Origin of the sequence: Bradyrhizobium sp. th-b2 (assembly GCF_000426785.1) — a bacterium.
Taxonomy (GTDB): domain Bacteria; phylum Pseudomonadota; class Alphaproteobacteria; order Rhizobiales; family Xanthobacteraceae; genus Bradyrhizobium; species Bradyrhizobium septentrionale.
On the sequence record NZ_AUGA01000024.1, the window covers coordinates 24,950 to 45,184 of the forward strand.

Genomic DNA, 20,235 nt, shown 5'->3' on the forward strand with positions numbered 1-20,235 from the left:
GGAGCGGCGCGACGCTACCGGCGCAGAATTCCGCCGAGCGCGCCGCGCACCAGGGCACGGCCGATCGAGCCGCCAACCGAACCGCCGACCGATTTGCCGAGATCGGCAACCACACCGCCGATCACCTTGTCGGTCACCGAGCGCGTGACGTTGCGCGCGATCACCTGCCCGGTCGAGAGCCGGCCGCGCTTGACGTTGGTGCCGAAGATCGTGGCCGCGATCGAGCCGATCTGGCCGAGGATGCCGCCACCCTCGCCGCCGCCATCGGCCGGCGCTGCCGCCGCCCCGGACAGCCGCTTCTGGATGATCTCGTAGGCGGATTCGGCGTCAACAGCGGTGTCGTATTTGCCCTTCACCGGGCTCGCATCCATGATCGCCTTGCGCTCCTCGGGCGTGATCGGCCCGATCCGCGCCGACGGCGGCCGCACCATGATGCGCTCGACCATCGACGGCGTGCCGCCGCCTTCGAGGAACGACACCAGCGCCTCGCCTTTGGCGAGCTCCATGATCACCCGTGCGGTGTCGAGCTTCGGATTGGGGCGGAAGGTCTGGGCGGCCGCGGCGACCGCCTTCTGGTCGCGCGGCGTGAAGGCGCGCAGCGCGTGCTGCACACGGTTGCCGAGCTGCGCCAGCACCTTGTCCGGCACGTCGATCGGATTCTGCGTGACGAAATAGACGCCGACGCCCTTGGAGCGGATCAGCCGCACCACCTGCTCGATCTTGTCCATCAGCGCCTTCGGCGCGTCGGTGAACAACAGATGCGCCTCGTCGAAGAAGAACACCAGCTTCGGCTTCGGCAGGTCACCCGCCTCCGGCAATTCCTCGAACAATTCCGAGAGCATCCAGAGCAGGAACGTGGCGTAAAGCCGTGGGCTCTGCATCAGCTTGTCGGCGACGAGGATGTTAACCATGCCGCGGCCGTCGCGGTCGGTGCGCATGAAATCCTTCAGCGTCAGCGCTGGCTCGCCGAAGAACTTCGCGCCGCCCTGGTTCTCGAGCACCAGGAGTTGGCGCTGGATCGTTCCGACCGTCGCCTTGGAGACGTTGCCGTAGCTCTGGGCCGCCTTGCGGATCGGCGCCAGCGGATATTCCTCGTCGTCGGCCGCTTTCTTGCTGCCGTCGGGCGCGATCGCATCCAGAAGCGCACGCAGATCCTTCATGTCGATCAGCGTGAGGCCGTTCTCGTCGGCGACGCGGAAGGCAACATTGAGCACGCCCTCCTGCACGTCATTCAAATCGAGCATCCGCGACAGCAACAGCGGTCCCATCTCGGTGACGGTGGCGCGCACCGGGTGGCCCTGCTCGCCGAACACGTCCCAGAACACGGTCGAGAACTGATCCGGCTGGAACGTCAGCCCCATGTCCTTGGCGCGTTTGACGATGAAGTCCTTGGCCTCGCCGATTTCGGAGATACCGGAGAGATCGCCCTTGATGTCGGCTGCGAAAACCGGAACGCCGGCGCGTGCAAATCCTTCGGCCATGACTTGCAGCGAGACGGTCTTGCCGGTTCCGGTTGCGCCGGTGACAAGGCCATGCCGGTTGGCCAGCGCCAGCGTCAGCCACGCCGTCTCCTCGCCCTTGCCGATAAAAATCTTCTCGTCCGTATCGGCCAATTTGTTGTCGGAGGTCGCCATCGCTTCGCCTCTTCGCGCGGATTAGATCGGTTCGATGTGTCGAACCTACGCCATCATATTGCATCTTGCAGGTCGATTGAAACCATCGACGCGTGCCGACGTAGATTGTCGCTTCACCAGTTCCTCATACTTTATTCCCGGCCAAGTGACGAAAGGCATTGCGCATTGCGACAAGATAGTGTGAATCCGCCGCTCACTCTTGCAGCGAGGCAACAGTCACGGCGCGATCGAAAAAGAAAACGAACTGAAATGCGCGGATCGCTTGAATTTCGTGACACAGGCGCTCAAGATAAATCCTCAAGAACGATCCGGCTAAAGCCGGTTGAGGCGGGGCAATATGGACGAATTGGTTGGACGGCTGGCCGCGAAGGCCGGCATCGATGGTGCTGTCGCTGAAAAAACCATCGGCATCGTTCTGGGTTTCCTCCGTAATGAGGGACCTTCCGACAAGGTCCAGGCTCTGATTGACCAAATCCCCGGCGCCGAAGCGGCAATTGCCACCGCCAACAACAGCGGTGGTCTATCGCGGTTGATGGGTGGCGGGCTGATGGCCGTCGGCACCCGGCTGATGGCGCTCGGATTGAGCATGAGTGAGATACAGAACGTCGCGCGTGAACTTTTTAGGTTTGGCCGCGACAAAATCGGAGCGGATCAAATGGGCGAGATCATCTCGGGGACGCCGGGCCTCAGCCAGTTCGCCTGAAGCATTTTCCCAACGCCTTTTGCGCGTGCGCTCCCTTCTACCTGCATACGAGTATCATGACATACCCCCTCTCCGAGATCGAAGGCCTGTCCGCCTATTGCGCCAACAAACTGAAATCGCAGGGTATCCGCACGACCGAAGGGCTGCTTGAAGCCGCCCGCACCGTCAAGGGACGCAAGGAGCTGTCCGCCAAGACCGGGATCAGCGAACAGCAACTGCTCGAGTGGGCCAACATCTCCGACTACATGCGGATTCCCGGCATGGGCAAGGCGAAGGTCGGGTTGGTCCGCGCAGCCGGCGTCACCACGGTGCGCGAGCTCGCCCACCGCAACCCGTCTCGGCTGGCGCAGAGCATGAAGGACGCCAATGTGCGACGGAAGCTCGTCCGCGTGATGCCGTCGGAGAAATCGGTCGAGTTGCTGATCGAGCAGGCACGCAAGCTGCCTCCCAAAATCACCTACTAGGGTGACCTATTAGCCCTCCTTAAAGGCACTCAGCGGCCGCAGGCGCCCATGCATCCCTGCGACATCTTGACTTGCCGCTGTCGTCAGCGCAAAGCCACCGCATGATGGCGACCAAGCCCATAGCATCGGCGGGGGCCGGCACGGCCGTATCAGCGGTGCTGCCGGCGCTATTGTCGATGCCCTATCCGGCCGTGATGGGCATCCTGAACGTGACGCCGGATTCATTCTCCGACGGCGGACAGTTCGTCGCACCCGAGCAGGCGCTGGCGCAGGCCCGCAGGCTGGTCACCGAGGGCGCCGACATCATCGACATCGGCGCGGAATCCACCCGTCCCTACGGCTCGCAGCCGGTCTCCGCCGATGCCGAGATGGCGCGGCTGAAGCCGGTGCTGGCCGAGGTGATCGCGCTCGGCGTGCCGGTCTCGATCGACAGCATGAAGTCGGAGGTCGTGGCCTGGGCGCTCGATCAGGGCGCTGCGATCGCCAACGACGTCTGGGGCCTGCAGCGCGATGCCGGCATGGCGCCAATGGTCGCTGCGCGCGGCGTGCCCGTGATCATCATGCACAATCGCGAGCAGGCCGATCCGACGATCGACATCATGCGTGATATCACCGCCTTCTTCGAACGCTCGCTCGAGATTGCCGCGCGCACCGGCATTGCCGACGACCGGATCGTGCTCGATCCCGGCATCGGCTTCGGCAAGACGCCGGAGCAGAGCATGATGGCGCTGGCGCGGCTCGCCGAGCTCGACTGCTTCGGCCTGCCGGTGCTGGTCGGCGCCTCGCGCAAGCGCTTCATCAGCACGGTCGTGCCCTCGGAGCCGCAACAGCGGATCGGCGGCTCGATCGCCGCGCACCTGATCGCCGTGCAGAATGGCGCCCGCATCATCCGCGCGCATGACGTCGCGGAAACCGTTCAGGCGCTGCGGGTGGCCGCAGCAATCAAGGGACAGCAATGACCGACACGATCTTCATCACCGGGATCGTCATCCATGCCCGCCATGGCGTGATGGAACATGAGACCGAGGTCGGGCAGCGCTTCGTGATCGATCTCGAGCTCTACACCGACCTCTCGGAATCCTCGCGCACCGACCGCCTCTCCGACACCGTCTCCTATTCCAACGTGGTGGCGACCGCGACCTCGGCGTTCAAGAACACCAACTACAAGCTGCTCGAGCGCGCCGCCGGCGCGGTGGCCGACGACATCCTGGCCACCTTCCCGCGCGTCAGGGCGGTCAAGGTCACCGTGCACAAGCCGCATGCGCCGATCGCCGCGATCTTCGACGATGTCGGCGTGGTGCTGACCCGCTCGCGCCATCCGCCGCCGCATTCACCGCCCCAAGGGTGACCCCCGATGGCTGATGTCCTGATCGCACTCGGCGGCAATGTCGGCGACGTCCGCGCGACGTTTCGCAAGGCGATCGCCAATATCTGCGGCATGACGCAGGCGGCGCTGTTGGCGCGCTCGTCGGATTATTCGACGCCGCCCTGGGGCGATCAGCAGCAGGACAGCTTCATCAATGCCTGCATCGAGATCGAGACCAGCCTCGATCCGCATGCGCTGCTGTTCACGCTGCACAAGATCGAAACCAAGTTCGGCCGCGACCGCAAGAACGAGCAGCGCTGGGGCCCGCGCACCCTCGACCTCGACCTGATCGCCTATGACGACGTCACACTGAACAAGCCGGAACTGACGCTGCCGCACCCGCGCCTGTTCGAGCGCGCCTTCGTGCTGGTGCCGCTGGCCGAGATCGTTCCGGACCGCATCATCGCCGGGCGCCGCGTCGCGGACGCGCTGGCCGAGGTCTCCGCCGACGGTATTTTCCGTCTAGCGGACCTCGATTAAAGCCGAACCACCGCAAACAACCGTTTGGCTTGGCCGCCCGCCCGTGGCAATTTCCGGCCAAATCAAGGGACCCCCTCGCGGGGGCCGGTGAAGGATATTCTGGGCGGATGACGACCTCGACTGACGACTTGCCTCTGGCTTCGGATTTTGCATCGGCGACCTACGACGACTGGCGCAAGCTGGTCGACGGCGTGCTGAAGGGCGCCCCGTTCGAGAAGCTGGTCGGCAAGACCTATGATGGCCTCAAGATCGATCCGATCTACCGCCGCGCCACCAACACGGGCCCACTTCCCGGCCGCGCCGCTGCGGCCCCCTGGCAGATCCTGCAACGGGTCGACCATCCCGATGCCGCGCAGGCCAATGCGCAGGCGCTGGAGGATCTCGAGAACGGGGCGACCGGTCTCGAATTCGAGTTCGCCGGCGGTCCCGGCACGCGTGGCTTCGGTCTTGCCGATGCCAGCAAGAAGACGCTGGCGCGGGCCTGCGGCGGCATCCATCTCGATGCCGGCATCATGATCGCGCTCAACCCGGTGCTCGGACGCGAGAACGCCGGCGAGACCTTTGCCGACATGGTCGAGGCCCGCAAGCTCGATCCAGCCAAGCTCGACCTTCATTTCAATTACCAGGCGCTCAGCACGGCGGCCGTACGCGGTGCGGCGGCCGCAGCCTGGGCCGACTACGCAAAGCCGTTCGGCCAGGTGGTCAACGGGCTGATCAAGCGCGGCTTCAAGGGGCCGTTCGTGCTGGCCGATGGCCGGCCGGTGCATGATGCCGGCGGCTCGGAGGTACAGGAACTGGCCTTCACGCTCGCGCTGGGGCTGGCCTATCTGCGCATGCTGGAAGCCGCCGGGATCGACCTCGATGCGGCGCGCGCAGGCGTCTCGTTCCGGCTCAGCGCCGACGCCGACCAGTTCCTGACCATGGCGAAATTCCGCGCGCTGCGTCGCCTTTGGGCGGGGATCGAAGAGGCCTGCGGTCTTGCGCCGAAGCCGATCTTCGTCAACGCGCAGACCGCCTGGCGGATGCTGACCCAGCGCGACCCCAATGTGAACCTGCTGCGCGCCACCATGGCAACGTTTGCCGCGGGGCTCGGCGGCGCCAACGCGATCACCGTGCTGCCGCATACGCTGGCGCTCGGCCTGCCGGATGATTTCGCCCGGCGCGTGGCGCGCAACACCCAGCTCGTGCTGCTCGAGGAATCCAACCTTGCAAAAGTCTCCGACCCCGCGGCGGGTTCAGGCAGCATCGATACGCTGACCGCGCAGCTTTGCGAGGCGGCGTGGACGCTGTTCCAGGAGCTCGAAAAGGCCGGCGGCGTCTTCCCGGCACTCCAGCAGGGGCTGCTGCAAAAGAAAGTCGCGGCGACGCGGGCGCAGCGCGAAGCCAATGTGGCGAAGCGCCGCGACGTGCTGACCGGCGCCAGCGAATTCCCGAACCTGCACGAGGCCGACATCGCGGTGCTGGACGTGAAGCCGTCCGCGCCGGTGTCGTCAGCCGATGCCAAGGTCAAATTCGACGCCCTCGCGCCGATGCGGCTCGCCGAACCGTTCGAGGCGCTGCGCGACAAGTCCGACGCCGCATTGAAGGCGCGCGGCGCGCGGCCAAAGGTCTTTCTCGGCAATCTCGGGACAGCAGCTGATTTCACCGCGCGCGCGACGTTCGCAAAAAGCTTCTTCGAGACTGGCGGGATCGAGGCCATCGACAGCGAGGGCTTTGCCGATGCGGCGGCGCTTGCCGCGGCCTTCAAGGCCTCGGGCGCCGCGATAGCGTGCATCTGTTCCTCGGACAAGGTCTATGCCACGAGCGCCGCTGACGCCGCCAAGGCCCTTCACGGCGCCGGAGCAAGGCTTATCTATCTGGCAGGGCGGCCCGGCGACCAGGAAGCGGCGCTGCGAGCGGCCGGCATAGGCGAGTTCGTGTTCGCCGGCGGTGATGCGCTGGCGACATTGCGCGACGCCTATCGGCGGATGGAGCAGGCATGACTGCAGAAGCACCATCGACCCACGTTCTGACCGGCGGTTGCCAGTGCGGCGCCGTCCGCTTTGCGGTCACGGGCGTCCCGGCCAAGATCAGCATCTGTCACTGCCGGATGTGCCAAAAGGCCTCCGGCGCGCCGTTCGCCTCCTTCGCCGATATCGAGCGTGAGAACTTCACCTGGACCCGCGGCAAGCCGGCGGCGTTCAAATCCTCCTCGATCGCCGAGCGCGACTTCTGCGCCGCCTGCGGCACGCCGCTCAGCTTCCGCCGGATCGACGGTCCCCGCATCGAGATCATGACCGGCACCTTCGACCGGCCCGACCGGGTGATCCCGACGCAGCAATTCGGAACCGAGTCCCGGCACGGCTGGGTGGTCGGTATCGCCAATCTGCCCAGCCAGACCACGATGCAGAACTATGGACCGGAGAAGATGGCGACCATCACCAGCCATCAGCATCCGGACCATGATTGAGGTTTCGCGGCACATGACCGGCTCCGACCGTGCTAGAATTGGACCATGTGGTATTTCCTGACGACTGCGCTCTTTTCACCGGATCTTGCGATCTTGCTCGCAGTCCGGGCGTTCGAAAATGCGTCGCATGATCCAGAAAATGCTCCGATCGAGCCGCGCAAGACCGGGTTCGAAGATCCCGTCTACAAGAAGAATCTACAGCGATTGATCGAACGAAATCGCCAGTTTGAGGAAGCCTAGGAATGACCCGCATTCCCAATTTCGCCGATGTCGCCTTCCAGCCCGTTGCCCCGGCAATGCCGGCCGCGAGCGCTGAGCCGTGGCTGACGCCCGAGGGCATTCCGGTGAAATCGGCCTACAGCGAGGCCGATCTCGAAGGCATCGACTTCCTCGAGACCTGGCCGGGGATTGCGCCCTATCTGCGCGGCCCCTACCCGACCATGTATGTCAACCAGCCCTGGACTATCCGGCAATATGCCGGCTTCTCCACGGCGGAAGATTCCAACGCGTTCTACCGCCGCAACCTCGCGGCGGGACAGAAGGGCCTGTCGGTCGCGTTCGATCTCGCCACCCACCGCGGCTATGACTCGGATCATCCGCGCGTCTCCGGCGATGTCGGCATGGCTGGGGTCGCGATCGATTCCATCTACGACATGCGCACGCTGTTCGCCGGCATCCCGCTCGACCAGATGAGCGTGTCGATGACCATGAACGGCGCGGTGCTGCCGATCCTCGCGCTGTTCGTTGCGGCTGCCGAGGAACAGGGCGTGCCGCCGGAAAAGCTGTCGGGCACCATTCAGAACGACATTCTGAAAGAGTTCATGGTGCGCAACACCTATATCTATCCGCCGGCGCCTTCGATGCGGATCATCTCGGACATCTTCGCCTACACCTCGCAGCGGATGCCGAAATACAATTCCATTTCGATCTCCGGCTACCACATGCAGGAGGCCGGCGCGACGCAGGACCTCGAGCTCGCCTATACGCTGGCCGACGGCGTCGAATATCTGCGCGCCGGGCTTGCCGCGGGCCTCGACGTCGACCGCTTCGCGCCGCGGCTGTCGTTCTTCTGGGCGATCGGCATGAACTTCTTCATGGAAGTCGCCAAGATGCGCGCGGCGCGGCTGCTGTGGGCCAAGCTGCTCAAGCAGTTCAATCCGAAGGATCCGCGCTCGCTCTCGCTGCGCACGCATTGCCAGACCTCGGGCTGGTCGCTGACCGCGCAGGACGTCTTCAACAATGTGATGCGCACCACGATCGAGGCGATGGCGGCGACCCAGGGCCACACCCAGTCGCTGCACACCAACGCGCTCGACGAGGCCTTGGCGCTACCGACCGATTTCTCGGCGCGCATCGCCCGCAACACGCAGCTGTTCCTGCAGCAGGAGAGCGGCACCAACCGCATCATCGATCCCTGGGGCGGCTCCTATTATGTCGAGCGACTGACCCGCGATCTCGCGCAGAAGGCCTGGGGTCACATCCAGGAGGTTGAAGAACTCGGCGGCATGGCCAAGGCGATCGAGGCCGGCGTGCCGAAGCTCAGGATCGAGGAAGCCTCAGCCAAGACCCAGGCGCGGATCGATGCCGGCCGCCAGGCGGTGATCGGCGTCAACAAGTTCAAGCCGGAGAACGAGAAGCCGATCGACGTCCTGAAGGTGCAGAACTCCACCGTGCGGCGTTTGCAAATCGACAAGCTCGGCCGGCTCAAGAAGGAGCGCAACCAGACAGACGTCGACGCGGCGCTCGCCGCGCTCACCCGCTCGGCCGGCGAAGGCAACGGCAATCTGCTGGCGCTCGCGATCGACGCCGCGCGCGCGAAGGCCACGGTCGGCGAAATTTCGGACGCGATGGAAAAGGTGTTCGGGCGCCACCGCGCCGAGATCAAGTCCATCACCGGCGTCTACAAGCGAGAGGCAGCGGCGATGTCCAACAAGGTCGAAAAGGTGCAGGAGCTGATCGACGCCTTCGAGGAAGCCGAGGGCCGCCGGCCGCGCATCCTGGTGGCAAAAATCGGCCAGGACGGCCATGACCGCGGCCAGAAGGTGATCGCATCCGCCTTCGCCGATGTCGGCTTCGACGTCGATATCGGGCCGCTGTTCGCAACCGCCGACGAGGCTGCGCGGCAAGCGGTCGAGAACGACGTCCATATCCTCGGCGTCTCCTCGCTGGCCGCGGCGCATCTCACCGCGGTGCCGGAATTGAAGGCCGCGCTGAAGAAGCACGGCCGCGAGGACATCATGATCATCATCGGCGGCGTGGTGCCGCCGCAGGACTACGACGCGCTCTATGCCGCGGGGGCCGAGGCGATCTTCCCGCCGGGCACGGTGATCTCGGATGCCGCCGAGGAGCTGATCCGCAAGCTCAACGCCCGGCTCGGCCACAGCGAGGCGGCAGCGGAGTAACGCTGCCGCGTCCCCGTCCACAAGACTCGTCATGCCCGGGCTTGTCCCGGGCATCCACGTCTTTGGTTCTAACGGAAGAAAGACGTGGATGGCCGGGCCAAGCCCGGCCATGACGATGGCGAATTGGTGGCTCCAGAACCCCACCAGCGCTATTACGCGATTGCCTGTCCTCCGAACGGAGTTCTCAATGCGTGCCGCGCGGCTCGTGACGCCCGTTTACTTGCTTTGTCTTGCCGGCCTGCTGGCCTGCCTCTGCCTTCCCGCGCGCGCCGCCGATCCCAAGCCGGACGCCACGATCAAGACCGCGAGCATCGAGGCCACCGTCTATCTCGACGACAAGATCAAGGCAGATAGCGCGCTGGCGGCCGATTGCCTCGCCGAAGGCAGGAAATGGATCGACAAGAACGCCGCCGAGGCCGCGGCGGCGCGCAAGGATGAGCCTGACCTCTTCAAGGACCGCGGCGGCTATTCATTCGAACGCAAATATTCCGTGCGCTCCGTCGTTGACGACCGCTATGTGAGCGTGCTGCGCGACGATTACATGGACACGCCCGGCGCGCACCCGAACACCGACGTCAACACCATCCTGTGGGACGCGAGCGCGAAGAAGCGCATCAGCATCCGCCCCTTCTTCACCGAGACCGCTGACAACGGCCCGACCCTGACGGCGATGCGCAGGGCCATCGTCAGCGCGTTGAACGCCGAGAAGAAGCGGCGCGGCGCCGGCGAAACGGCCACCGCCGAGTGGTACAAGGAGCTGAAGCCGACCCTGCTCAAGATCGGCGCCGTGACGCTGGCGCCGTCGACCGTGTCAGGCAAGAGCTCCGGCCTCACCTTCCACTACCCGCCCTATGCCGTCGGCCCCTATGCCGAAGGCCAGTATGTCGTCTTCGTGCCGTGGGAGACGCTGAAGCCGTATCTGACGCCGGAAGGCGCCAGGATTTTTGGCAGTGCACGGCCCAAGGGCGACGCGGACGACCAGCAATAGACGTCATCAACAAGCCTCGCTGGCGCCACTCCGCGTCCCCCTCGCCTGCAATCGCCGGCCGTTGTAAACCAGTGCCATGACCGCGTCGAAGCCTGCCTCTCCCGATATCCGTACCCTCGCCAAAGACCTTCGCGCCGGCCATCGCGCCGCGCTGGCGCGGGCGATCACGCTGGTTGAGAGCCGGCGCGGTGATCACCAGGCGGCGGCGCGCGAGCTGGTGCAGACGCTGCTGCCGGACACCGGCAAGGCGGTGCGGGTCGGCATCACCGGCTCGCCCGGCGTCGGCAAGTCGACCACCATCGATGCGCTCGGCATGTTTCTGATCGAGCGCGGCCACAAGGTCGCGGTGCTGGCGGTCGACCCCTCCTCGGCGCGCACCGGCGGCTCGATCCTCGGCGACAAGACCCGGATGGCGCGGCTCGCCGTCTCCGACCAGGCCTTCATCCGTCCCTCGCCGTCTTCGGGCACGCTCGGCGGCGTCGCGGCGAAAACCCGTGAGGCGATGCTGTTGTGCGAAGCCGCCGGCTTCGACGTGGTGCTGGTCGAGACCGTCGGCATCGGCCAGTCCGAGACCGCGGTCTGCGATATGACCGATTTCTTCCTGGCGCTGATGCTGCCGGGTGCCGGCGACGAGCTGCAGGGCATCAAGAAGGGCCTGGTCGAGCTCGCCGACATGATCGCGATCAACAAGGCCGACGGCGACAACCTCAAGCGCGCCAACCTCGCCGCCGCCGACTATCGCAGCGCGCTGCACATCCTGGCGCCGCGCTCCGAACACTGGCATCCGCCGGTCGAGACCTATTCCGCGCTGACCGGCGCCGGGCTCGACCGGCTCTGGCAGAAGATCCTCGACCACCGCAGCGCGATGAATGCCTCCGGCGAATTCGAGACCCGCCGCCGCGAGCAGCAGGTGAAGTGGATGTGGTCGATGCTGGAGGGCCGGATGATGGCGCGGCTGCGCGCCGATGCCGCGATCCGCGCCAGGGTGAAGAAGATGGAGGCCGAGGTCGCCGCCGGCCGCATCTCGCCCGCGGTCGCCGCCGGACAGATCGCGGAGATGCTGCATTGAGCGAGAAGCTGCGCATCCTCCTCACCGGCTTCGGGCCGTTCCCGGGTGCGCCGTTCAACCCGACCATGCCGCTGGTCAGGCGGCTGACCACGCTGCGCCGCCCGGCGTTCGACGATGTCGCGCTGACCAGCCACATCTTCGACGTCACCTATGCTGCCGTCGATCGCGAATTGCCGGAGCTGATCGCAACGCATCGCCCGCAGGCGCTCCTGATGTTCGGCCTCGCCGGCCGCACCGAATATTTGCGGATCGAAAGCCGCGCCCGCAACGCGGTGACGACCAGATTTCCCGATGCCGGCCGCCAGCATGCCCGCAAAGGATCGATCGAGGGCGGCGCCGATGCGCAAATGTTCGGGCCACACAGCGAAAAGCTGCTGCGCGCCGCACTGGCCACCGGCATCGACGCGCGGCTGTCGCGCGATGCCGGCAGCTATCTCTGCAACTATCTGAGCTGGCGCGCGATCGAGGCCGTGAACGGCAACAATGGCCTGCGGCTGGCGCAATTCGTCCATGTCCCGCCGCTCGCCCATGACGGAACGGCCACATCAGGCAAATCAGAGATCACGCTGGAACAGCTCGTCGATGCCGGCGAAGCTATGCTGCTGGAGCTGGTGAAACTGACCCGGCAGGCCGCGCGCGCGTGAGCGGTGCGGCGCGGTCGAGCAGCGTCGGCGAGACATCGGTCTCAAGCGCTCCCGCCGCCAGTTCAAACACCTGCGAAAGTTGTTCGACGGACGGCATGTCGGGAATCATTGGGGCCCCATGGTCATCTTCAGTGCATTGGGGCATTCCCTTCAGATTGACGCACGGTCGATGTGCATGCGGCGGCAGGCACGCCTGGGAGCGGCCGGAGCTGCGTGCCCTCGATATGCCATCGGTCGGGCTGGCGATATTGACCATGCCGCCACCCAACCGTGATCGTTGGCCGCCGTTACTGAGCGGCCAAGCCTGGAAGTGCCTGCGCCTGCGTGATCGGCGGCGGATTCCATTTTCCGGTGAGAGCTTCCGATCTCGGAGCATAAATGCGCATGGTCAGGTTGAACGCGCCTTTCGGCGCCGGGAGCCAGTTGGCTTCCTTATCCTTGCCGGGGCTTTCGTTTTGGAAGTACAGATCGAGCGACCCATCTGAGTTGTATCTAAATGGCATCCAACTGCTGACGGCGAATCGGTTGAGCGGGTTCGCCACCTGGAAACCATCGTTGTCGTAGAGGGTGATCGACCAGAAGGCGTTCGCCGGAGGCGTGTTGCCCTTCTCAAAGTGAAGCACGTATTTGTTTGAACCATCGAGCGGCTTGCCGGATTCATCGGCCAGATTGGCCGGGTAGACGGCATCTTCAGGGACGTTCGCGCCGAGGCCGAATTGCGCGATCAGGGCACGCTTCAAGTAGTAGTTGCCATACACACCCATGGTGTCGGTGTTCATCGACCAGCCGTTCACGACCCGGGCAAGGGTTGGCAACTTCCACGCGATGAGCTTCTGCGCATCCTCCGGAGCATTCGCCAAAGCGCTGCGAATGACAGGGTCCGCCTTATCCAGTTCAAAGCTCTTGCCGGGCTCGAGGCCGATCTTCTTCAACCGGGCGATGATAGGCTGATCGGTCATGTGAGGCGGGTTGACCTTGAGAAGCTCAGCGGCGTAAGCGAAGAACTTGTCTGCAGGCATGGTATCGACCTGAACCTTCGGGGAGGTTTTCATGTCGACGGCCGGATCGATCTTCACTTCCACAGGCTTTGCCGGCTTGCCCCAGTCCGACAGCGGGGTGATCTTGTAGCCAGCCTGAATCTTGTGAACCGCGTCATAGTCCGGCGGGCCGTCCGTTTTGGTTCGTCCAATGATCCACACGTAGGGCGTTGGTGCACTGATGCGCGTTACTCCCGAGGGAGGGCTTCCGCTCCAGCCAGGCGACGTGATGAGAAAGTTGGCCGCCTGAGTGCCGGTCGTTCGCCAACCGGGTGAAGCGAAGACGTCGGTCCACATGTCGAGCATCGGCAGCAGATAATACCGGCCGTTGGTATCGGGCACCGACACGATCAACGGCTCTGTCGTCAGGTCGAGAAAGGCGGTGGAGTAGAGCGTGTCGAAGTTCGGCCGAACCACGGCCTTGAAGTCAGCGGCCGGATAGGCTGTGAAGTTGTGAAACATGTTGGCTGGGCCGAAGCCCGGTATCTTGCCGGCTTCCACATTCGTGGCCACCTTCCGCGTAACGTCCATCGAAATCAGCGGATAAAAATAAAGATAAGCATCGACGCCGATCGCGTGCGCCTCTTGTTCGGTGATCGACGTTTGAGCGCCAACTGAGGATGGCGACACCGCTAACAACCCGCCAACGAAAAGCGCACCCGCAGCCAAGCGCATCATGCATGTCTCCCAAATGAGATTACCGACACCTAGAGCCTTTTCCGTTCCGATGGAATCGGAACGGGGCTCTAGATTCTTGTTTTGACGCGTTTTCTTTACGCGAACCGGTAGCCACTTCGCTCGAAAACGCTCTAGAGCCAATTCCGCGCATCGTTTCCCGGCCTTGATCCAGATCAAAAAGGCACGAAATTTCCGGTTCGGAACCAGCAATGTCCCGCTCAAGCATGTGGTTTTGCGTAGCGGCATCGATGCACGGCCGGCGCGCGATGCCGGCGAAGCCATGCTGCTGGAGCTGGTGAAGCTGCCCCGGCAGGCCGCGCGCGCAAGCGACGCGGCTTGGAGTGTGTCTTCGCGAACCGGGACGCTGCGCGCCTGAGCGTCGTTGAAATCTACAATGCCTCAACAGCGGCGCACAAAACGGACCTCTCCGGAGGTCCGGTCGGGCCAGTCGCTGACCTCGGTGATCCCGCCCACAAAGATGTCCAAGCTGAGCCTCCGGCCTCCCTAATTCAGGAAGATGGAGCTCGTGCCAGGTGCAACGCAGCCTCAATGCCGCCTTCCAGGATCTGCTCCGCCTGGGCAGCGTCGGGCACGGCCCTAGCGAACTGGAGGGTGCCCATCATGAGGCCGAAGATGGCCATCGCGCGGCGGTCGTTCGCTACGGAATCGGCGTCAGGAAGCAGCGCGGCCAGCGTCGAAACGTAGCTTCGTAGGCCTTTCTCGTAGTCCCGCCGCGTGGCCCGGGGCTGACGGGCGATTTCCGGGAGCAACGCCGCCGAGGGGCACCCGCCTGCGGGGTCTTCGAGGTGAGCGCGGTTCAAGTAACTCCTGATCGCGCGCTCGAGGTCCAGCCCTGTCCGCTGATCTTCATCGAGGCGATGCTGCTGGTCGGCGAGCGCGCTCGCCAGCGCCTCGCGAACGAGCGCTTCCTTGGACTTGAAGTGCGGATAGAATGCCCCGTTGGTCAGGCCAGCCTCGCCCATTATTCCAGCGATCCCGGCTGCGGAGACGCCGTCTCGGCGGATGCACTTCGATGCTACATCGACTATGTGCCGTCGTGTCGCCGCCTTATGACCTTTCTCGAAACGCATCGTGCCTTCCCGTTGTCGTTAGGTCGCAGCCGCCCCAGCAGCCGCGTATAGGTCGCGATGAAGCCGCTGCACGACGGCATCAACTTCATCGTCGCTGAATCGGCCAAAGCCGACTAGGTGCCCAGGACGCTCTCGATCTGGCGTGCAAGGTCCAAAAGCGTCCGGTCACTCCCCAAGGGAGCGTCCAGTTCAAGGCCGATGGGGAGGCCGTCGCGCGACAGGCCAACCGGAAGGCTAATACCCGGCAGGCCCACGCTGCTCGCCACCACGGTGTGGTTCGCCAGGGCGAGGTGGCTAACCTGCCGCCCTGCGATTTGGAAGTTCGTCTGCTGTTCGATCAAAGGCGCCGTGCAAGGCGTGGTCGGTTGGAGCATGGCCTGTACCCCTCGGGCGACGAACGCCTCGTCGAGCCGGCGCTGGATTTCCGGGCGGCTCACCGCCAGCGCGGTCTGATAGGCCTCTGCAGAGATAGCTCCTGCACCTGCTGGCAGGACAACGTGTCTCCACGTGTCGCGAAGCTCGGGCTTAAGCCCCTCGATGATCGCCTCAAACGTGGTTGGGATATCGTGGCGGTGAAGGAACCCCGAGATTGCGCCCATCGTCTCATGGAAGAAGATGCTCCATGTCGCCGTCTGCGTAAGGGCGCCGAAGTCATCGCCAAGGTCCACCTCAATGACCTCGGCGCCCGCGTCCCGCAGTCGACGCACCACCTCGCGGAAGCGTGCTTCGACTTCCGGATCGACCAAGTCGAGAAATTGACGCGGCGCGTAGGCCAGCCGCCTCCGCCTCACGTCGTATCCGCGCCCGGATGGGTCCACGGCAATTTCACCGGTCACCACCTGATCCACAAGAGCGCAATCCTCAACGCTGCGGGCGAACACGCCCGTTGTGTCGAGGGTATGCGAGATCGGCGCAACGCCATTGCGCGGCCATCGCCCGGTCGTGGGTTTGAATCCCACCACGCCGCAGAGTGAAGCGGGCACCCGGATCGACCCGACGGAATCACCCCCTAAAGACGCGGGAACGATGCCGGCTGCTACGGACGCGGCGGATCCGCTCGATGAGCCACCTGACACGCGATCGATGGCGAGCGGATTCTTCACTTGACCAAAGCGGGCATTGTGCCCGGTCAGGCCGTAAGACATCTCGACGAGGTTGTTCTTGCCGAAGACCAGAGCGCCCGCCCCCTTGATGGCGCGGACAGCGTCCGCATCTTCCAGCGGCACGAAGTCAGCGAGACTGCCAAGACCCAGGCTGGTAGACAGCCCTTTCGTCAAATAGCTGTCCTTAACTCCGAGCGGCACGCCCAGGAGAGGGGCTGCCGCCCCGGTCGCGCGCGCTTTGTCCGCATTCCTCGCGGCTGCGAGCACGGCCGCCTCGTCGATATTGATGAAGGCATTGAGCTCCGCGAGCGCTCCGGCGCGCTGCAGAAGCGCCGTGGTGTAGGTCTCCGACGTGATGTCGCCGTTACGAACTGCGGCTGCGGCGGCTGCGAGCCCAAGCGAAGTAAGCTCCGCGGTTTCTCGCGATGCGGCGTGACGTGAGGTGCCGATCGTGTCGTCCATGAAATCCTCGCAAAAGAGCTGAGACGCGGCATCGCACTGCCGCGAACGGCAGGTGCAGCTCGATTGAATTACGATCATAATATAACATAACGGTCGTAATTCAACAGACATTGCTGCAGCGTGTGGCGTCGCCGGACACATAAGCGTGAGCCGCCGGTGATGCAGGTTGATCGAGCATTGCGGCTCTGAGTACACGCCCTTGATCTACTTCCGATTATCAGAAATAATCTTGACACGCACCCCAACTCACGGCTATGAATCCCCGTCCCGCCCGGCATGAGGGGCGTATCGCGATCGTCACGAACGTGCGGCGGGATGCGGTGGACGCTGTGCGTGATACTGACGAGAGCACGTGAAGCGGACGGTGAAGTCGTGTGGTCCTGACGCCCTAGCGGCCGGTGTCCCCCGCGAGATGCGAAGCATCTTCGCGGCGGCGGTGACAAACAAGCCCAGTCTCGCCGGGAGAGCACGTATAAGCCGCACAACCATCGCGCAGGGAAAGCCGGAGTTCCCGGTTACACCTGTGGTCCTACCCCCGAGCTTTCTACCTTTTGCTCGGGGCCCATGGGTGCGATCGGCACCCGGCTTTCCCTGCGCCCTCTGTGAAGAGAGAGGGCGGAACGAAGAGCAAAGCTCGGGCAGATTATGTCGCGAGAACGTGGAACGATGATTCACGGGCCACGCCACACACTCGGTGTCGTCCTGGCGAAAGCCAGGACCCACTACCCCAAATCTCAATTGCTGCGCGACGCCGAGGCCACGATCCGGCTCATCACCCAATGCGGTGGTTATGGGTCCTGGCCTTCGCCAGGACGACGCGGGGAAGGAGCCGTGGGCTCTCATTCTCCCCGGTGTCAGGCCAGAGAAAGCGGACGATCCAGTACGCCGCGGCCGCGAGGCTCAACGACAGGCGTCTCTGGAATACTGGATCACCCGCCTGCGCGGGTGATGACGCCGTGAAATCGCTGTTTGACAATGTGAATCGGCTGCACCGGGGGTTAACCCTACCGGCAACAATCGCCCCGCTGCGTCGGCGTGTTCACCATGCGGCGCCGCATTTCGCGTTACCTAACAGGCGCGAACGCCACTGCTCGCGTCTTCTTGCGAGGGCATGCACCATGGACGTCAACCGCCGCCATCTGATCGGAGCAACTGCTGCCGGCGCAGCCGGTGCGCTTGCGATGTCGCCGGACGCTGCGCGCGCCGCGGCATCTACCGGCTCGCTCGGCCGCGACGTCACGCAATATGGCGTCCGCCCCGGCAGCCCCGACGACCAGACCCGCAATTTGCAACGCGCGATCGATGATGCGGCGCGCGCGCAGGTGCCGCTGGCTTTCCCGCCCGGCGTCTACCGCACCGGGCTGTTGCGGCTTGCGCCCGGCAGCCAGCTGATCGGCGTGCGCGGCGCCAGTCGCCTGGTGTTCAACGGCGGCGCCTCGCTGCTGGAAGGCGAAGGCGCCGGCGGCATCGTCCTGATGGGCCTCAGCTTCGACGGCGGCAACGTCCCGCTGCCGACACGGCGCGGCCTCGTGCATTGCCTGTCCGGCCGCGACATCCGCATCACCGATTGCCAGTTCATCGGCAGCGGCGGCAACGGCATCTGGTTCGAGCAGATGTCGGGCGACGTCAGCAACAACATCTTCACCGACATCGCGACCACCGCGCTGGTGTCGTTCGACGCGCTCGGCCTGATGGTCTCGCGCAACACCATCAAGGGCACCAACGACAACGGCATCGAGATCCTGCGCACCGCGATCGGCGATGACGGCTCGATCGTCGCCGACAACCGGATCGAAGACATCAAGGCCGGCCCCGGCGGCTCCGGACAGTACGGCAACGCCATCAACGCGTTCCGCGCCGGCAATGTGATCGTGCGCGGCAATCGCATCAAAAACTGCGACTTCTCGGCGGTGCGCGGCAACTCCGCCTCCAACATCCACATCACGGACAACAGCGTCAGCAATGTCCGCGAGGTCGCACTCTACTCGGAGTTCGCGTTCGAGGCCGCTGTCATCGCCAACAACACGGTCGACGGCGCCGCGATCGGTGTCTCCGTGTGCAATTTCAACGAGGGCGGCCGCATCGCGGTGGTCCAGGGCAACATCATCCGCAATCTGTTGCCGAAGCGCCCTGTCGGCACCGACCCGAACGACGGCGCCGGCATCGGCATCTATGTCGAGGCGGACAGCGCCGTCACCGGCAACGTGATCGAGAACGCGCCCACCTTCGGCATCGTCGCCGGCTGGGGCAAATATCTGCGCGACGTCGCGATTTCAGGCAATGTCGTCCGCAACGCCTTTGTCGGCATCGGCGTCTCGGTGGTGCCGGGCGCCGGCACCGCGCTGATCAACAATAACATGATCTCGGAAACCCCGCGCGGCGCGGTGGTCGGGCTCGACCACGCCCGCCCGGTTACCACCGACCTGTCAGTAGGTGGCGCCCAGCAATTTGCGCAGCTCGTGGTCGGCGCGAACGCGGTGCGGCGCTAGAGCGTTTCGAGCGAATTGGCCGACCGTTCGGCTACAGCGCGTTGCGCAGCAAGGGATAGCGCCGCTGGATGGTGTCGAGGTCGAGCACCGGCGGCCGCAGCACCGGCTGCGGCATCTCCAGCGGCGGTGCGTCAGCCATGGTGGGCGGCTCCTCCAGGACTTCCGTCGCCGTCTCCAGGGCGGCCGCCACCGCATTCATCGCGGCCTCCGCCAATGTCGCAGCCTCCGACCGGCGCTCCGGCGCGGGCGAGACGTAGGGCGCCGATGAGATGTAAGGCGGCGGCAATATCGACTTGCCGCGGCCGAGCCAGGACAGATCAATCGGCGAATTGTCGAGCGAGGCCTCGCGCGACAGCAATTCCCGCCAGATCTCGACCGCGGCCCGTGCTTCCCTGATGTTCTCGAGGAAGGCCCGCTCGCTGTGATAGCGGCGCCAGCGTCCGGTTTCGAATAGTTCGGTAAGGTGTTCCAGCCTTTGCTCGGCCAGGTTGCACCAGCGCGCAACGATCTCTTGGCCCCTGGCCACGTCGGTCCGATGTGTCATTCAACTTGCCCGTAGGGAAAGAAACGGACGCAGACGCAACCGAACCGAATCAACTGGACGCGACGCTGATATTCTGTGGAAAAGGTAAATAAAGTCTAACTAAATTCTTAATCGCGAACGGGCGATGAGAGAAGTCCGCTCGACTACGGAGTTTCTCGCGCGAACCCCCGTCAAGTCATCGACTTGCATCGTGGTGATGCAAAGCGCGTCCGGACGAATGATCCACAGCAATCCGTCGCATGCGGTCGCCCGCGGCAGACATCGCGTCGCGACCGCGCTGCGCGCCGTCGAATGATCGGCCGCGTTCGTCGAGCCCGTCATGCAGGGGTGCCCCAAAAGCAAAGACCCGTCCGGGGGGACAACCGGACGGGTCAAAGCCATATGGGCGCTTGGGGTGGATGGGCGCTCGCGCCTGATATAGCCGGGGAGGGATAAACCGCTCCCACACATATAAGTCGTGACAGGATGGCGGACGTTCAAATCCTCCGCGTTTTTTTTAACCTTTGGCGACGTGGTTCCATCGCACCATTGCAGGCCTTCGACGTCGAAAATCACTGTGATTTACAGCGGAATCATCGCTGCGATCGACGGCGCGGGTGCATGCAACGCGCGGCTCACGGAAGTGTTATTGC

At 64.4% G+C, this 20,235-nt stretch carries 19 protein-coding genes; 14 read left to right on the forward strand and 5 right to left on the reverse strand.

Going from position 1 to position 20,235, the window contains the following annotated elements; genetic code table 11:
• Positions 1 to 14 precede the first annotated feature (14 nt).
• Positions 15 to 1,634 carry a helicase HerA-like domain-containing protein gene (locus K359_RS0126790; protein ID WP_029082071.1) on the reverse strand — a complete coding sequence of 540 codons (1,620 nt, stop codon included), beginning with the start codon at positions 1,632 to 1,634 and terminating at the stop codon, positions 15 to 17.
• A 337-nt stretch (positions 1,635 to 1,971) separates the two neighbouring features.
• Here K359_RS0126790 and K359_RS0126795 point away from each other — a divergent pair, with 337 nt between their 5' ends.
• The 12 genes from K359_RS0126795 (at position 1,972) to K359_RS0126850 (ending at position 12,199) form a co-directional block, all read left to right on the forward strand.
• Positions 1,972 to 2,337 carry a hypothetical protein gene (locus K359_RS0126795; protein WP_029082072.1) on the forward strand — a complete coding sequence of 122 codons (366 nt, stop codon included), beginning with the start codon at positions 1,972 to 1,974 and terminating at the stop codon, positions 2,335 to 2,337.
• Between the two features lie 56 nt (positions 2,338 to 2,393).
• On the forward strand, positions 2,394 to 2,801 hold the full coding sequence (locus K359_RS0126800; protein WP_029082073.1) for a DUF4332 domain-containing protein: 408 nt from the start codon (positions 2,394 to 2,396) through the stop codon (positions 2,799 to 2,801).
• 101 nt (positions 2,802 to 2,902) lie between these two features.
• Positions 2,903 to 3,760 carry a dihydropteroate synthase gene (gene folP, locus K359_RS0126805; RefSeq protein WP_029082074.1) on the forward strand — a complete coding sequence of 286 codons (858 nt, stop codon included), beginning with the start codon at positions 2,903 to 2,905 and terminating at the stop codon, positions 3,758 to 3,760.
• Positions 3,757 to 4,149 (forward strand): dihydroneopterin aldolase, encoded by a 393-nt coding sequence (gene folB, locus K359_RS0126810; RefSeq protein ID WP_029082075.1) that lies wholly within the window; start codon positions 3,757 to 3,759, stop codon positions 4,147 to 4,149. The genes folP and folB overlap by 4 nt, the downstream gene beginning before the upstream one ends.
• A gap of 6 nt (positions 4,150 to 4,155) precedes the next feature.
• A complete protein-coding gene (gene folK / locus K359_RS0126815; RefSeq protein ID WP_029082076.1) occupies positions 4,156 to 4,647 on the forward strand; it encodes a 2-amino-4-hydroxy-6-hydroxymethyldihydropteridine diphosphokinase in 492 nt (163 codons plus the stop codon).
• A gap of 107 nt (positions 4,648 to 4,754) precedes the next feature.
• Complete coding sequence (locus tag K359_RS0126820; protein WP_029082077.1) at positions 4,755 to 6,629, forward strand: methylmalonyl-CoA mutase family protein; 1,875 nt, start codon at positions 4,755 to 4,757, stop codon at positions 6,627 to 6,629.
• Complete coding sequence (locus K359_RS0126825; protein ID WP_029082078.1) at positions 6,626 to 7,096, forward strand: GFA family protein; 471 nt, start codon at positions 6,626 to 6,628, stop codon at positions 7,094 to 7,096. The genes K359_RS0126820 and K359_RS0126825 overlap by 4 nt, the downstream gene beginning before the upstream one ends.
• A gap of 45 nt (positions 7,097 to 7,141) precedes the next feature.
• A complete protein-coding gene (locus K359_RS0126830; protein WP_029082079.1) occupies positions 7,142 to 7,336 on the forward strand; it encodes a hypothetical protein in 195 nt (64 codons plus the stop codon).
• Between the two features lie 2 nt (positions 7,337 to 7,338).
• Positions 7,339 to 9,498 carry a methylmalonyl-CoA mutase gene (gene scpA, locus K359_RS0126835; protein WP_029082080.1) on the forward strand — a complete coding sequence of 720 codons (2,160 nt, stop codon included), beginning with the start codon at positions 7,339 to 7,341 and terminating at the stop codon, positions 9,496 to 9,498.
• Between the two features lie 187 nt (positions 9,499 to 9,685).
• Complete coding sequence (locus K359_RS0126840; protein WP_051346435.1) at positions 9,686 to 10,486, forward strand: RsiV family protein; 801 nt, start codon at positions 9,686 to 9,688, stop codon at positions 10,484 to 10,486.
• Positions 10,487 to 10,562: 76 nt separating this feature from the next.
• Positions 10,563 to 11,555, forward strand: coding sequence for a methylmalonyl Co-A mutase-associated GTPase MeaB (meaB, locus tag K359_RS0126845; RefSeq protein ID WP_029082082.1), 993 nt, complete (start codon positions 10,563 to 10,565; stop codon positions 11,553 to 11,555).
• Positions 11,552 to 12,199, forward strand: coding sequence for a pyroglutamyl-peptidase I (locus K359_RS0126850; protein WP_029082083.1), 648 nt, complete (start codon positions 11,552 to 11,554; stop codon positions 12,197 to 12,199). Before meaB ends, K359_RS0126850 begins: the two co-directional genes overlap by 4 nt.
• A gap of 287 nt (positions 12,200 to 12,486) precedes the next feature.
• Here K359_RS0126850 and K359_RS0126855 read toward each other — a convergent pair whose 3' ends face one another.
• Complete coding sequence (locus K359_RS0126855) at positions 12,487 to 13,914, reverse strand: DUF1254 domain-containing protein (protein WP_035977196.1); 1,428 nt, start codon at positions 13,912 to 13,914, stop codon at positions 12,487 to 12,489.
• 163 nt (positions 13,915 to 14,077) lie between these two features.
• On the opposite strand from K359_RS0126855, the gene K359_RS0126860 reads away from it, so the two are divergent.
• Positions 14,078 to 14,290, forward strand: coding sequence for a hypothetical protein (locus K359_RS0126860; RefSeq protein WP_029082085.1), 213 nt, complete (start codon positions 14,078 to 14,080; stop codon positions 14,288 to 14,290).
• Between the two features lie 133 nt (positions 14,291 to 14,423).
• On the opposite strand, the gene K359_RS0126865 is transcribed toward K359_RS0126860, so the two are convergent.
• A complete protein-coding gene (locus tag K359_RS0126865) occupies positions 14,424 to 15,005 on the reverse strand; it encodes a TetR/AcrR family transcriptional regulator (protein ID WP_029082086.1) in 582 nt (193 codons plus the stop codon).
• 113 nt (positions 15,006 to 15,118) lie between these two features.
• The gene (locus tag K359_RS0126870; protein WP_029082087.1) at positions 15,119 to 16,570 is read right to left on the reverse strand and encodes an amidase family protein; all 1,452 of its coding nucleotides are present in this window, start codon (positions 16,568 to 16,570) and stop codon (positions 15,119 to 15,121) included.
• Positions 16,571 to 17,688: 1,118 nt separating this feature from the next.
• Between K359_RS0126870 and K359_RS0126875 the strand changes: the two genes are divergently transcribed.
• A complete protein-coding gene (locus K359_RS0126875) occupies positions 17,689 to 19,059 on the forward strand; it encodes a TIGR03808 family TAT-translocated repetitive protein (RefSeq protein WP_029082088.1) in 1,371 nt (456 codons plus the stop codon).
• Between the two features lie 31 nt (positions 19,060 to 19,090).
• Here the strand turns inward: K359_RS0126875 and K359_RS0126880 are convergent, their stop codons facing one another.
• Positions 19,091 to 19,603: a TIGR03809 family protein gene (locus K359_RS0126880; RefSeq protein ID WP_029082089.1), complete on the reverse strand. Its 513-nt coding sequence runs from the start codon at positions 19,601 to 19,603 to the stop codon at positions 19,091 to 19,093.
• Positions 19,604 to 20,235: the final 632 nt, after the last annotated feature.